This window comes from Janthinobacterium sp. J1-1, assembly GCF_030944405.1.
Classification (GTDB): Bacteria; Pseudomonadota; Gammaproteobacteria; order Burkholderiales; family Burkholderiaceae_D; genus Janthinobacterium.
Genome location: NZ_CP132339.1, coordinates 5,957,577 through 5,971,846, shown reverse-complemented (window position 1 = coordinate 5,971,846; position 14,270 = coordinate 5,957,577). Strand labels below are relative to the sequence as shown.

Here is a 14,270-nt window from a genome sequence, read left to right as displayed (position 1 = left end):
TCCGGCGGTTGATGCCGCAGGACATGAAAAAAGCCACCGTACGCAAGTACCGGTGGCTTTTTTACTGGAGGGCGCCAGGAGCGCCTTCAAGGGGTCACAGACCGGCGATCTCGTTGTGAGGTACTACTTTGATGGTAAGGCTGCCGGTTTCCGCGACAGGCATGGCTGTCGCGGCTTTGGCTGGCGCTGGCGTATTCGAGGCCATCACGGCATTGCTGGTCGGCACGCGCTGACCGGCCGACACTTGCTTCAGGCGCCGGTATTCGGCCAGCACGCGCGAGCCGTAGCCCGAATCGGTGGCGAAGTTGGCGGCGCCGACATAGGTTTTCAGGCCGGCTTCGACCGAACCGCCACGGGTGACGTAATCCTTCAGGATCAGCGAGCCGACGCGGATATTGGCGACCGGATTCAAGGCCGCTTGCACGCCGCCCATTTCCTGGAAGCGCTCATGATGGACTTTCGACATGACTTGCATCAGGCCTTGCGCGCCGACCGGGCTTTCCGCGAACGGGTTCAGGCCCGATTCGATGGCCATCACGGCCAGGATCAACAGCGGGTCGAGCTTGATTTCACGCGCCGTCAGATAGGCCGTCGAGACCAGCATATTGGTTGCGTCGTTGGCCACGCGGTAGCGCTTGGACAGCCAGGTGGTGACCCACTGCTGCTGCTTTTGCGTGCCCAGCAAGGCTTTTTCTTCCTTGGTGAGCGCGGTGTCGGCGGCTGTGACGGTCTGTACGGAAGCGGGCGCTGCCATCAGTGCCGACAGGGCCGGTGCTTCGACGGCTTGCGCTTCCGTCATTGGCAGCGGGAACAGGCTGTGCGTCAGTTGCTTGCCCAGGTCAGGGCGGAACATCAGCAAGGCGATCAGTGCAAGAGCGGAAATGCCGAACACGGTCAGTGTGTGCTGGGCGGTGGTCAGCACGCCACGTGCCGAGATTGCCGTTGCGCGCGCGCGCAAACGCGCCAACGCTGGCTGGCCAGCCACGGTTGAAACAGGCAAGGCTGCTTCAGTGCTACGATGAGTCATAGAGTTTCCCCGAAATGTCGCGTCAACAGGCAGTCCCTCCGCTGTCTCGCGGTGATGGGTGCTGCCAATGCCGTGCATCAGAAATATCATCGTCTGTCGCCGCGTATGGATGCGCGCGAGAGACGCCGTCATTGCTTGCTTGAGCTGATCGGTCCCTGTGGTATTGGATCAGTTGCAATACAACTTTTACCGGGGGTAAGGCAGACGCCTTTTGAAAACACTCCTTAAAATGTCATGTGGAGCCCCGACTCCGTGAATGAATGAGAGACGCTAAAATCAAGCTCTGGGCCGGCGTCCTCGTTCAAGTTGGGCGAATTGTAAGAGCCGTTTTATATCAAGTCAATACTAACGAATTCATTCTTTATTACTTTTATGTCTTACTTTTTGTCTTGCATTGTGCCAAAAGCCAATAAAATCAATTACTTGGCATAGTTCCTTCAGCAACGGCGTCCCACGTCAAAAAAATTTAAAAACACATGAAATATTCAGATTTGCGAGATTTTATTTCTCAGTTGCAACAAATGGACGAACTTAAGGCCATTTCGACGCCAGTTTCCCCCTATTTGGAGATGACGGAGGTCTGCGACCGCACTTTGCGCGCGGGCGGACCGGCCTTGCTGTTCAACCATCCGACCAACCATAACATGCCGGTGCTGGCCAATCTGTTCGGTACTCCACGCAGGGTGGCACTCGGCATGGGCGCCGAGGATGTCAGCGAATTGCGCAAGATCGGCCATGTGCTGGCGCGCCTGAAGGAGCCGGAGCCGCCTAAGGATTTCAAGGATCTGCTGGGCCTGGGTTCGCTGGTGAAATCGGTGTGGGACATGTCGCCGAAAGAACTGCGTGGCGCCAAGTGCCAGGAAATCGTCTGGGAAGGCAATGATGTCGACCTGGCGCGCCTGCCGATCCAGCATTGCTGGCCCGGCGATGTCGCGCCCCTGATAACCTGGGGCCTGGTGATCACCAAGGGTCCGAACAAGAAGCGCCAGAACCTGGGCATCTACCGCCAGCAGGTGTTGGGCCGTAACAAGGTCATTATGCGCTGGCTGGCGCACCGGGGCGGCGCGCTGGACTTCCGCGAACACGCGCTGCAGACCCGTGGCAAGCCGTATCCGATCGCCGTCGCGCTCGGCGCCGACCCCGCGACCATATTAGGAGCGGTGACGCCGGTGCCCGACAGCCTGTCCGAATACCAGTTCGCGGGCCTGCTGCGCGGCAGCCGCACGGAGCTGGTAAAAGCCATCGGCAGCGAACTGCGCGTGCCGGCCTCGGCCGAGATCGTGCTGGAAGGCCATATCTATCCTGACGCAAACCATCCGAGCGGCTACGAGCACGCGCTGGAAGGGCCGTATGGCGACCATACCGGCTACTATAATGAGCAGGACAGTTTTCCGGTATTTACCATCGACCGCATCACCATGCGGCGCGACCCGATCTACCACTCCACTTACACCGGCAAGCCGCCGGACGAGCCGGCCGTGCTGGGCCTGGCGCTGAACGAAGTGTTCGTGCCGCTGCTGCAAAAGCAGTTCAGCGAAATCACCGATTTCTATTTGCCGCCGGAAGGCTGCAGCTACCGCATGGCCGTGGTGCAGATCAAGAAGCAGTACGCGGGCCACGCCAAGCGCGTGATGTTCGGCGTGTGGAGCTTCCTGCGCCAGTTCATGTATACCAAGTTCATCGTGGTGGTCGACGAAGACGTCAATATCCGTGACTGGAAGGAGGTCATCTGGGCCATTACCACCCGCGTCGATCCGATCCGCGACACGACGCTGGTCGACAATACGCCGATCGACTACCTTGATTTTGCGTCGCCGATCAGCGGCCTGGGCAGCAAGATGGGCATCGATGCCACCAATAAATGGCCCGGTGAAACCACGCGCGAGTGGGGCACGGTGATCGCCATGACGCCGGAGGTCAAGGCCAGGGTGGATGGTATCTGGCAGGAACTGGGGCTGTAGAAGGGCTGGGGTCAGACCCTCAATGCCGCAAACTCTGAGGCTGGAGCGAACGGGCGAGGGGGGCTGACCCCGGATTTCAGCTTGCTTCCCCAATTGCCTCCAGACCGGTTATAATTACCCCCGGCGGGCCCCTGCGCATCGTGGCATGGCTAACCTGGTCAGGTCGGGAACGAAGCAGCCACGGCTATTAACCATGAGTGCCGCAGATCAGGCTCGCCTCCTTCGGGAAACAATCGCAAAGCTGCCCCAGGGCAGCTTTTTTGTTTTGGCGAGGGATTCTGGTCATGCGATACAATTGCCGCCTTGGCTGGCCCGGCCATGAGGCTTGCGCCCGCCGCGCAGGATCACCGCAACATCGCATGGTAAAATCTCAGCATGTCCTATCAAGTCCTCGCCCGTAAATACCGCCCCAAGAATTTCGAGACGCTCGTCGGCCAGGAGCACGTCGTGCGCGCGCTCACGCACGCGCTGCACAGTGGCCGCTTGCATCACGCCTATCTGTTCACGGGCACGCGCGGCGTCGGCAAGACCACCTTGTCGCGCATCCTGGCCAAGTCGCTCAATTGCATCGGCCCGGATGGCACGGGCGGCATCACGGCCCAGCCTTGCGGCCAGTGCGAAGCGTGCACGGCGATCGACGCGGGACGCTTCGTTGACTATATAGAGATGGATGCGGCGTCGAACCGCGGCGTCGATGAAATGGCGCAGCTGCTGGAGCAGGCGGTGTATGCGCCGAGCAATGCACGCTTCAAGGTCTATATGATCGATGAGGTGCACATGCTGACCAATCATGCGTTCAATTCCATGCTGAAAACGCTGGAAGAGCCGCCGGAGCACGTGAAGTTCATCCTGGCCACCACCGACCCGCAAAAGATTCCCGTCACCGTGCTGTCGCGCTGCCTGCAGTTCAACCTCAAGCAGATGCCGCCCGGCCATATCATCAGCCACCTCGACAATATCCTGGGGCAGGAGGGCATCGCCTTCGAGCAGCCGGCCTTGCGCCTGCTGGCCCAGGGTGCGCACGGCTCCATGCGTGATGCCTTGTCGCTGACCGACCAGGCGATCGCCTATGCGGCCGGCGAAGTGACGCTCGATGCCGTGCAAGGCATGCTGGGCGCGCTCGACCAGTCCTACCTGGTGCGCCTGCTGGATGCACTGGCGAAACAGGACGGTGCGGACTTGCTGGCCGTGGCCGACGAGATGGCCTCGCGCAGCCTGTCGTACAACAATGCCCTGCAAGACCTGGGCACCTTGCTGCACCGGATCGCGCTGGCGCAAAGCGTGCCGGCCGCCGTGCCGCAGGATTTGCCGGAATACGCCGACATCAATCGCCTGGCGTCCGCCTTTGACGCGCAGGAAGTGCAGCTGTTCTACCAGATCGCCGTGCATGGCCGCAATGAACTGGGCCTGGCGCCCGATGAGTACGCGGGCTTTTCCATGACCTTGCTGCGCATGCTGGCGTTTCGTCCCGGCATGGGTGGCGCCGAAGGCTTGCCGGCCGCCGCGCCCGCCAGCGCCCCGGTGAACCGTCCCGCCGCCGCGCGCCCCGCCGCCCAGCCTGCGCCGCCGGCACGGGCCGCCGCGCACAGCGTGGCCAGCCATGCGGCCGTGACGCCGACTCCGCCACCGGCGGTGGTGGCCGCCGCCGCCGCGACCATGGCGCGCAGCGAACCACCACCCCCGACCGCCGCCGCGCCCGCACCGGCGCCGGCCGCCTCCGCCGCGCCGGTCAGCTCGGCCCGCGCCGCCATCAATGCGGCGCTGGAAGCGGCCCGCGCCGCCTCGAAAGGCCGTCCGGGCAGCGCACCGTCGGCGCCGGCTTCGGCACCGAAAGCGCCGGCACCTGCACCAGCGCCGGTGGCCGCCGCGCCTGCCGCCCCCGCACCGGTGCGCGCCACGCCGCCAGCCCCGGCCGCCGCCAGGTCGCCCGCGCCGTGGGACGATAGCCCGGTCCCGGACGTGGCCGTGATCGAGGCGGCGCCGGTAGCTGCGCCAGTACCTCCTCCCGCGCGCCAGGCGCCGCCGCCGCAATCCGAGCCTGACGACGACCTGCCGCCCTGGGTCACCGAATTTTCCGACGACAGCGCCTCGGCCGCCGTGCAGAGTGCGCCAGCCCAGGCCAGCGGCGAGCAGCCGGCCGTGGTGATGCCGCAGCGCGCGCCCAAGCAGGCCGCGCCCAGCGCGCCGTATGTGATCACGCCCGTGCCGGGCCTGGACTGGGACGGCAACTGGCCGGCCGTGGCGGCCGTGCTGCCGCTGCGCGGCGTGGCCCAGCAGCTGGCCGTGCAAGCCGAGCTGATCGAATGCCTGCACGATGGCCACAGCACCACCTTCCGCCTGCGCGTGCCGATCGATACCTGGCGCAGCCCGGCCAACGTGGAAAAACTGGCGGCGGCCCTGGCCGAACGCTTTGGCCGCAAGGTCAATGTCGATACGGAATTGGGCGCCGTCTGGTACACGGCCAGCGCCGAAGCGCAGGCCCACCGCGAGGCCTGCCAGCGGCAAGCCGAAGAAACCATTGAAACCGACCCCTTTGTGCTCGATATGAAGCGTACATTCGACGCCTTCGTGGTGCCGGGGACGATTACACCTGCACCGGCCGGCACTGCGCCGACCCTGCATTGATTAACTTGATAAATAATACGGAGCATTTCCCATGATGAAAAATCAACTGGCTGGCCTGATGAAGCAGGCACAAGCAATGCAGGACAATATGAAAAAAGCCCAGGAACAACTGGCGCTGGTGGAAGTGGAAGGCCAGTCCGGCGCCGGCCTGGTAAAAATCGTCATGACCTGCAAGAACGACGTCAAGCGCGTGTCGATCGACCCGTCGCTGCTGGCCGATGACAAGGACATGCTGGAAGACCTGGTGGCCGCCGCCTTCAACGACGCCGTGCGCAAGGCCGAAGCGACCTCCGCCGAAAAAATGGCAGGCCTGACTGGCGGCATGAACTTGCCAGCCGGCTTCAAAATGCCATTCTGATGACCTGCCGCATGCGCCCGATCACCGCGGCCGGAGTGGACTGATCCATGTCCAAGTCGCTGGAATTCCTGACCGAGGCACTGCGGCGCCTGCCCGGCGTCGGCCCCAAGTCGGCGCAGCGCATGGCGTTTCACTTGTTGCAGCACGACCGGGAAGGCGCGGCCATGCTGTCGCGCGCCCTGTTCCAGGCCGTTGATGCCGTGCATCACTGTGCCCTGTGCAACACTTTTACCGAACACGAGATTTGCGAGAACTGTCTCGACGACGACCGCGACAAGCGGCTGCTGTGCGTGGTGGAAACACCGGCCGACCAGCTGATGATCGAGCAGACGCTGACCTACAAGGGCCTGTATTTCGTGCTGATGGGGCGGCTTTCGCCGCTGGACGGCATCGGCCCGAAAGACATCCATCTTGAAAAACTGCTGGGCCGCGCCAACGATGGCGTGGTCACGGAAGTGGTGCTGGCCACCAATTTCACGAATGAAGGCGAAGCGACCGCCCATTACATCAGCGAAATGCTGAAGGCGCGCGGCTTGCGCGTGAGCCGCCTGGCGCGCGGCGTGCCGGTGGGCGGCGAACTGGAATATGTCGACGCGGGCACGATTGCGCGCGCGATGCTGGACCGCAGGGCAACCTAAGACATGGAAAAAACCACTTCCACTGGACCACTGGCCGGCATCAAGGTGCTGGAACTGGGCACCTTGATCGCCGGGCCATTCTGCGCCCGCATGCTGGCCGAATTCGGCGCCGATGTGATCAAGATCGAGTCGCCCGATGGCGGTGATCCGATCCGTTCCTGGCGCGTGCTGAAAGACGGCACCTCGCTGTGGTGGTCGGTGCAGGCGCGCAACAAGAAAAGCCTGACCCTGAACCTGAAGGCGCCCGAGGGCCGCGCCATCGCGCGCCAGCTGGCGCTGGAAGCGGACATCATCATCGAGAACTACCGCCCCGGCGTGCTGGAAAAGTGGGATCTCGGCTACGAGCAACTGAAGAAAGACAAACCCTCCCTGATCATGGTGCGCCTGTCCGGCTTCGGCCAGACGGGGCCGATGAAGGACTTGCCCGGCTTTGGCGCCATCGGCGAATCGATGGGCGGCCTGCGCTATGTGTCCGGCTTTGCCGACCGCCCACCCGTGCGCGTGGGCGTGTCAATCGGCGACTCGGTGGCGGCCCTGCATGGCGTGATCGGCGCCATGATGGCGCTGCGCCATCGCGACGTCACCGGTGGCAAGGAAAGCGGCGAAGGGCAGATGGTCGACGTGGCGCTGTATGAAGCCGTGTTCAACATGATGGAGTCCCTGGTGCCCGAATACGACCAGGCCGGCGTGGTGCGCGAACGCACGGGCGGCTCCTTGCCCGGCATCGTGCCGTCGAATACCTATACCACCGGCGACGGCGAGAATATCGTGATCGCAGGCAATGGCGACGCCATCTTCAAGCGATTGATGCTGGCCATGGGCCGCATCGACATGGCGGGCGACCCGCAACTGGCCCGCAACGATGGGCGCGTCGCGCGCACCGGGGAAATCGACGAGGCCATCGGCGCCTGGTGCGCCACCCATACCATCGATAGCGCAATGGCCGTGCTGAAGGCGGCCGATGTCCCCGCCGGCAAAATCTATTCCGTGCGCGACATGATGAGCGACCCGCAATTCCTGGCGCGCGACATGTTCGAACAGCACCAGTTCGCCGACGGCACCCCCGTCAAGCTGCCGGCCATCACGCCGAAGCTGTCGGCCACGCCGGGCAAGACGCAATGGCTGGGACCGACCCTGGGGCAGCACAACGACGAGGTGCTGGCGTCGCTGGGGTTTGATGCGGTGGCGATTGCCAGGCTCAAGGCTGATGGCGTGGTGTGACCAACGAAATGGTAGGTCGGATTAGCGCATGGCGCGTAATCCGACATTTACCGCCAACAATGTTGTCGGATTACGCGTGGCTACGCCACGCTAATTCGACCTACGCACTTAGGAATATCGTGAATTTTCTCCCCTTGCGCGCCATTTCCGCCGTGGCATCGGCCATCGTATTGCTCTCCGCCTGCGCCACGGTCTCCGCCGACAGTCCTATCACCAGCCTGCGCCTGATCGGCGAACAGCGCATCGCCTTGAAGCAGCCGTTCAATGGCACCCTGGTCGGCGGCCTGTCCGGCATCGACTACGATGCGGCCAGCGGCGACTGGGTGCTGGAAAGCGATGACCGCTCGGAATTCAATCCAGCCCGTTTCTACCGCGCCAGCCTGAACTACGACAGCAACGGTTTTTCCGGCGTGACCCTGAACAGCGTGCATTTCTTCAAGCAGGCCGCTGGCGGCAATTACCCGAACCTGGCGCACGCCAGGCTTGACCGTGGCGACCAGGTACCCGATATCGAAACCATCCGTGTCGATCCGGTCGATGGCAGCCTCTGGTATGGCAGCGAAGGCAACCGCAAGGTGGGCCTCGATCCGTTTGTCGCGCACGCCAGCCGCGACGGCCGGTTTCTGGCGACCTTGCCCACGCCCCCCATGTTCAAGGTCAGCCAGCAGGAACTCGGTTCGCGCAACAACATGACCTTCGAAGGGCTGTCGTTCTCAGCCGATGGCAACAGCCTGTGGCTGGGCATGGAAGCGCCTATCTACCAGGACGGCCCGCTGGCCACGCCCGAGCGCGGCTCCGTGGTGCGCATCACCCAACTGGACCGTGCAGGCAAGGTGCTGGCGCAATACGCGTATGACATCGAGCCGATCGCATCCACGCCGGCGCCGGGGCGCAATGCCGACAATGGCGTGTCGGAAATCCTGGCCATCGATGACCACCGCCTGCTGATCGTGGAACGGGCCGGCGTGGAGGATGCCGACGGCCTGTATGCGAATCATGTGCGTCTCTATGAAATGGATGTGGCCGGCGCCACCGATATCAAGGACCTGCCGGCACTGAAAGGGGCGCGGTACGTGCCGGCGCGCAAGCGCCTGCTGCTGGACCTGGAAAAGATCGGTTTGCCGCGCGTGGACAACCTGGAAGGCATCGCCTGGGGGCCGCGCCTGGCCAATGGCCGGCGCAGCCTGGTGATGGTGTCGGACGATAATTTCAACCCCCAGCAAGTCACGCAACTCCTCGTCTTCGAAGTCTTGTAACGCCAGCCGTGCTGGCGGGCGGGTGCGCCTGCCGGGCCAGCATGGCCGAGATCGCATCGTGCGGCGACGGGTGGCCCAGAAAGTAGCCCTGGGCCATGTCGCAGCCGTACTCTTCCAGCATCAGCAACTGCTCGTCCGTTTCCACGCCTTCGGCCACCACCACCATTTTCAGGCCATGCGCCATGGCGATGATGGCGCGCGTGATGGCCGCGTTTTCCGCATCCTGCGGCAGGCCGGCGATAAAGCTGCGGTCGATCTTCAAGGCCCGCACGTCGAAGCGTTTCAGGTAATTCATCGACGAATAGCCGGTGCCGAAGTCGTCGATCGACAGGTAGACGCCGATGCCGCGCAGTTGCTCCAGGGTCACCATGGTGGCGAGCGCGTCATCCATCAGCGTGCCTTCCGTCAATTCCAGTTCCAGCAGGCGCGCGTCCAGGCCCGTATCGGCCAGCGCCGACAGCACGATCTGCATCAGGTTTTCATCCTTGAACTGCTTGGCCGACAGGTTGACCGCCATCCGTATCGCCTGTTGGCCGCCGCGCTGCCACGCCTTGGCTTGGCTGCAGGCCGTGCGCAGCACCCATTCGCCGATCGGCACGATCAGCCCGGTTTCCTCGGCCAGCGGAATGAACTCGGTGGGCGAGATGATGCCCCGTTCCGGATGGCGCCAGCGCACCAGCGCTTCCACGCCGACGATCTGGGTGCTGGGCACGTCGATCTGCGGCTGGTACAGCAAATACAGCTCGTTGTTTTGCAGGGCTTTCCTCAGGCCCACTTCCATCTTGACGTGGCTCATGATTTCCATCGTCAGCGAAGAACTGTAGAGCTTGGCGTTGTTCTTGCCGCAGCTCTTGGCGTGGTACATGGCCGTGTCGGCATATTTCAGCAGGGAATTGCAGTCTTCGCCGTCTTCCGGGTACAGCGAAATGCCGATGCTGGCGGTGACGAAGATTTCATGCGTGGCGATCATGAAGGGCCGGCGCATGGCTTCCTTGACCCGGTGCGCCACGTTCAGCGCGTCCTCCACCCGTTCCAGGTCGGGGATCAGGATGGTGAATTCGTCGCCGCCGAGGCGCGCCAGGTTGCTGCCGCCCGACTGGCCGTCGAGTTCATGTTCGGCGCGCAGCACCAGGTCGCTGGGACGGATGGTTTCACGCAGCCGTTCCGAGACGATTTTCAGCAGATGGTCGCCGACGTCATGGCCCAGGGTGTCATTGACGCGCTTGAAGGCGTCGAGATCCATGAACAGCACGGCAAATTTCTTGTCGTGCTCTTTCGAGCGCACCAGTTCGCGTTCCAGGGTTTCCAGGAACGCCTGCCGGTTCGGGATGCCGGTCAGGCTGTCGCAATACGCCAGGCGCCGTATCTGTTCTTCCGTGCGCTTGCGTTCGCTGATATCGCGCACCAGCCCCAGCACTTCGTCGGGGCCTGTCGACACCAGCCGCGCCTCGAAGTGGCGCGTGCTGTCGGCATGCGTGAGTGTGTAGTCGACCGAGCGGATATGCTGGGTCGCCAGCACCTTGTGCATCTGGTCGACCAGGCGCGCGGCGATTTCGGCCGGCAGCACGTCGCTGATATGGCTGCCGACGCAGTTCTCTATGGAAAAGCCTGCGCTGGCGTCGTGGCCCTGTTCGTAGTCGAGATAATAGCCGTCGCGGTTCAGGCGAAAGAAGGTGTCGGGAATCGCCGCCAGCACGGCGCGGTTGTGTGCGTCGGCAATTCGCAGGCGGGCGATGGCGTCACTGGCGCGCAGCACGTAGAGCACGCGGTGGCCCAGGATCGGCCAGTTGATCGGCTTGGAAATGAAATCGGTGGCGCCCACTTCATAGGCGTGCGTGACGGCCTCGATTTCGTCGCCGCCCGTGACCATGATGATGGGCACGGTGACATTGCCTTCCTGGCGGCGGATTTCGCGGCACACGCCAAAGCCGTCCATGGCCGGCATGTCGACGTCGAGCATGACCAGGTCGGGACCCTTGAGCTTGTAGCTGGCCAGCGCCTGCACGCCGTCTTCGGCTTCGATCACGTCCAGGCCCACTTGCGTCAGCATTTGCCGCATCAGCAGGCGCATCACGGGGTCGTCGTCGGCCACCAGCACCAGGCCGCGTTTGGGAGAGATAGGCGCTGTCATGTCAATGTTCCTTCACGAGGAGTCTGCCCAAGGCGTCGCGCACCGCCAGGAATTGCTGATCCATGCTGTGCAGCAGCCTGGCCGCGCCGTCGGTGCTGCCGGCGCGACCCAGTTTTTCCATCTCCTTGCACTGCAGCGCCAGCGCGTCGGCGCCGACGTTGGCGCTGCCGGACTTGAGGCTGTGCGCCACCCTGCGCATGGCCTCGGTATCCTGCGCGGCAATCGCCACCCGCAAGCTGGCCAGCTGGCGCGGCGTGTCGCCGGTAAATGCGTTGATGACTTTTTCCAGCAAAACCTCACCTCCCGTGCCGGACAGGGCGCGGATATTGTCCAGCGCCTGCAGATTCAGTTCGGCCGACGGTTCCACCGCAGGCAAGTTCACCGCTTGCGGCCTGGCCGGCGGCGTATCGATGACCTCGTCCGCATGGTGCACGGTGGCCGCGCGCGGCAGGGCGATCCAGCGCGCCAGGGTGTTGGCCAGTTCCTGCTGGGTAAAAGGTTTGCTCAGGTAATCATCCATGCCGGCCGCCAGGCACGATTCGCGGTCGCCCTGCAGCGCGTTGGCGGTGATCGCCACGATCGGCAGCATGCGCGCGTGGCTGGCGTGCTGTTCATGGCGGCGGATTTCCGCGGTGGCCGCAAAGCCGTCCATCACCGGCATCTGGCAATCCATCAGCACCAGGTCGAACTCTTCGGCGCGGGCCGCGTGCAGCGCTTCCTCGCCGTTGTGGGCGCACACCACGTCCAGCCCCAGGCTGTCGAGCATGGCCAGCGCCACTTCGACATTGACGGGATTGTCTTCGGCCAGCAGCACGCGGCGCCGTTGCCGGCGGCTAGTTTGCCGGGCAGCATGCGGCGGATGGATGCGCAGGCTTTCGCTGGCGCGCGGCGCGGTGACGATGCAGTCGAACAGGTCGCATTCGCGCGCCGGCTTGATCAGCTGGAAGGCGACCCCCGCTTCGCGCCGCTGGACCGGGTCGGCCGCGCCCCGTTCGGTGCTCAGCAGCAGCAGTTTCAGTTCGGCCAGCTGCGGGTCGCTCTTGATGGTGGCGGCCAGCGCCAGGCCGCTGGTGCGCGGCAGTTCCATGTCGAGCAGGGCCACCGTGTAGGGTTGGCCGGCATCGACCGCGGCGCGCAGCCTGGCCAGGCAGTCGCCGGCCGAGCTGGCGCTGTCGCTGGCGATGTGCCAGCTGGCCATCTGGCGTTCAAGCACGGCGCGGCTGGCAGGTGTGTGGTCGACGATCAAGGCGCGTATCCCCCGCGTGCTGTTCAGATTGAAAGATGGATCGTCACTGTCGACGCGCCGCTTATCGAAATTTACGTCGAACCAGAAGATGGAGCCTTGCGTTAAAGCATTATCGACACCGATTTTCCCGCCCATCAGCTCCACCAGCTGCTTCGAAATCGTCAGGCCCAGGCCGGTGCCGCCATGCTTGCGCGTGGTGGAACCGTCGGCCTGCGAAAACGAATCGAAGATGCGCGAGCGTGCCTCGCTCGATACGCCGATGCCCGTGTCGTGTACCTCGAAGCGCAGGCCCACGCTGGGGTTGTCCTCGCGGCACACTTCCACCTTCACCGTGACCTTGCCGGTTTCGGTGAACTTGATGGCGTTGCCCAGCAGGTTGACGATGATCTGGCGCAGCCGGTTCGGGTCGCCGCAGATGGCGATCGGAATATCATTGGCGATATCGAATTCCAGGCGGATATTTTTCGCTTCCGCCTGGGGCGTGAACACATGTTCTATATCGTCGAGCAGCTCGCGGAAATTGAAGCGGATATATTCGACGCTGAGCTTGCCCGCCTCGATCTTGGAAAAGTCGAGGATGTCGTTGATGATCACTAGCAAATTCTGCCCGGACCGCTGGACCATGCTGGTGTAGTGGCGCTGCTGCGGCGTGAGCGCGCTGGCCAGCAGCAGTTCCGTCATGCCCAGCACGCCATTCATGGGGGTGCGGATTTCATGGCTCATGGTGGCGAGAAATGCGCTTTTCGCCTGGCTGGCGGCCTCGGCCGCGTCCTTGGCCTTTTCCAGCTGCTCGGTGCGCACGCTCACCTGGCGCTCCAACTGGTCGCGGTAACTGGCCAGGGTGCTGTCGCGGCTGTCGATCTGCGCCAGCATGTCGTTGAAGCTGTCGATCAGCACGCCCAGCTCGTCGCTGCGCTGGTGGGCGATGCGGTGGCTGTAGGTCTGGCTGCTCGACACTTTTTTTGCCGTATCGATCAGCTTGGTAATCGGCTCGGCGATCAGGCTCTTGAAGCGCCCGGCCAGTATCAGCGCCACCAGGAACGACAGCATGGTGGCGCCGCTGATGGCGCCCAAGTGGCGCACGATATCGCGCCACATCTGGTACAGATCGGTTTCGATCATGATCGCGCCGACCACTTCGTCGTGGTGCAGCACGGGGCGGTACAGCCGCATCGAGCGCGCCAGCGCGGCGCGCGCACCGGGCGTCACGGGCGCGGCCAGCAGTTCGGACAAACGCTCCGGCGCCATCGCCTCGGCCGGTGCGCTTTCCAGCCGTGGCTGCGCGGCGCGATACACGGCAAACACCTTGCCGCGGCGGTCATACAGGGCCGCCTGCACGATCTCGTCGCGCGCCTGCAGGGCGGCCAGCAACTGCTGCGCCTGGCCCGTCTTGCCCGCGAGCATGGGCGCCGCGCCGGCCGCGCCGATCACGCCGGCCAGCGACAGCAACTGGCGGCTCTCGTCTTCCTTGTGGCTGAGCACGGCCGTGGCGGCAAACGCCACGAACACCAGCAGCAGCGCACTGCCGGAGGACAACACCGAGATCATGGTCAGTTTCTGGCTGATGCTGGCGCGTTGAAAGTTGAACATGGGACGGACATCCTCCGGGCAATATTGCTATTTTTTAATTAATTCCCATAGGAAAAATATAAGCGTGATGGCTGACCCGGATGTTGATGTGGGTCTAAAGATAGGGAAGGGGACAGAGGGGAGGGGAACCAAACAAAAAAAGGGGTCAGACCCGTCGGGACTTGGCGTCCCCGTCTGACCCCAGCCTTCTGATGCGGAGTGAGATAAAGAAAAGATC

At 63.5% G+C, this 14,270-nt stretch carries 9 protein-coding genes and 1 other RNA gene; 7 read left to right on the top strand and 3 right to left on the bottom strand.

Translation table 11 applies throughout. The annotated features are described in order from the left end of the window. Positions 1 to 94: 94 nt before the first annotated feature. Complete coding sequence (locus Q8L25_RS27220; protein WP_374694209.1) at positions 95 to 1,027, bottom strand: transglycosylase SLT domain-containing protein; 933 nt, start codon at positions 1,025 to 1,027, stop codon at positions 95 to 97. Between the two features lie 476 nt (positions 1,028 to 1,503). Here Q8L25_RS27220 and ubiD point away from each other — a divergent pair, with 476 nt between their 5' ends. The 7 genes from ubiD to Q8L25_RS27185 all read left to right on the top strand — a co-directional run bounded on the left by ubiD (position 1,504) and on the right by Q8L25_RS27185 (position 9,086). Further along, the gene (gene ubiD, locus Q8L25_RS27215; RefSeq protein ID WP_308922355.1) at positions 1,504 to 2,988 is read left to right on the top strand and encodes a 4-hydroxy-3-polyprenylbenzoate decarboxylase; all 1,485 of its coding nucleotides are present in this window, start codon (positions 1,504 to 1,506) and stop codon (positions 2,986 to 2,988) included. A gap of 122 nt (positions 2,989 to 3,110) precedes the next feature. Beyond that, positions 3,111 to 3,209: signal recognition particle sRNA small type (ffs, locus tag Q8L25_RS27210), an RNA gene on the top strand. A gap of 154 nt (positions 3,210 to 3,363) precedes the next feature. Then, positions 3,364 to 5,613 carry a DNA polymerase III subunit gamma/tau gene (locus Q8L25_RS27205; RefSeq protein ID WP_308922354.1) on the top strand — a complete coding sequence of 750 codons (2,250 nt, stop codon included), beginning with the start codon at positions 3,364 to 3,366 and terminating at the stop codon, positions 5,611 to 5,613. Positions 5,614 to 5,644: 31 nt separating this feature from the next. Next, positions 5,645 to 5,971: a YbaB/EbfC family nucleoid-associated protein gene (locus tag Q8L25_RS27200; RefSeq protein ID WP_034759121.1), complete on the top strand. Its 327-nt coding sequence runs from the start codon at positions 5,645 to 5,647 to the stop codon at positions 5,969 to 5,971. Positions 5,972 to 6,018: 47 nt separating this feature from the next. After that, positions 6,019 to 6,609, top strand: a complete 591-nt coding sequence (gene recR / locus Q8L25_RS27195; protein ID WP_308922353.1) for a recombination mediator RecR — start codon at positions 6,019 to 6,021, stop codon at positions 6,607 to 6,609. A gap of 3 nt (positions 6,610 to 6,612) precedes the next feature. Next, the gene (locus Q8L25_RS27190) at positions 6,613 to 7,830 is read left to right on the top strand and encodes a CaiB/BaiF CoA-transferase family protein (protein ID WP_308922352.1); all 1,218 of its coding nucleotides are present in this window, start codon (positions 6,613 to 6,615) and stop codon (positions 7,828 to 7,830) included. 119 nt (positions 7,831 to 7,949) lie between these two features. Next, complete coding sequence (locus tag Q8L25_RS27185; protein ID WP_308922351.1) at positions 7,950 to 9,086, top strand: esterase-like activity of phytase family protein; 1,137 nt, start codon at positions 7,950 to 7,952, stop codon at positions 9,084 to 9,086. Here the strand turns inward: Q8L25_RS27185 and Q8L25_RS27180 are convergent. Together Q8L25_RS27180 and Q8L25_RS27175 are read right to left on the bottom strand one after the other, a co-directional pair. Then, a complete protein-coding gene (locus Q8L25_RS27180) occupies positions 9,055 to 11,217 on the bottom strand; it encodes an EAL domain-containing protein (protein WP_308922350.1) in 2,163 nt (720 codons plus the stop codon). The two genes, Q8L25_RS27185 and Q8L25_RS27180, sit on opposite strands and share 32 nt — an antisense overlap. A 1-nt stretch (position 11,218) precedes the next feature. Next, positions 11,219 to 14,053: a response regulator gene (locus tag Q8L25_RS27175; RefSeq protein ID WP_308922349.1), complete on the bottom strand. Its 2,835-nt coding sequence runs from the start codon at positions 14,051 to 14,053 to the stop codon at positions 11,219 to 11,221. Positions 14,054 to 14,270: the final 217 nt, after the last annotated feature.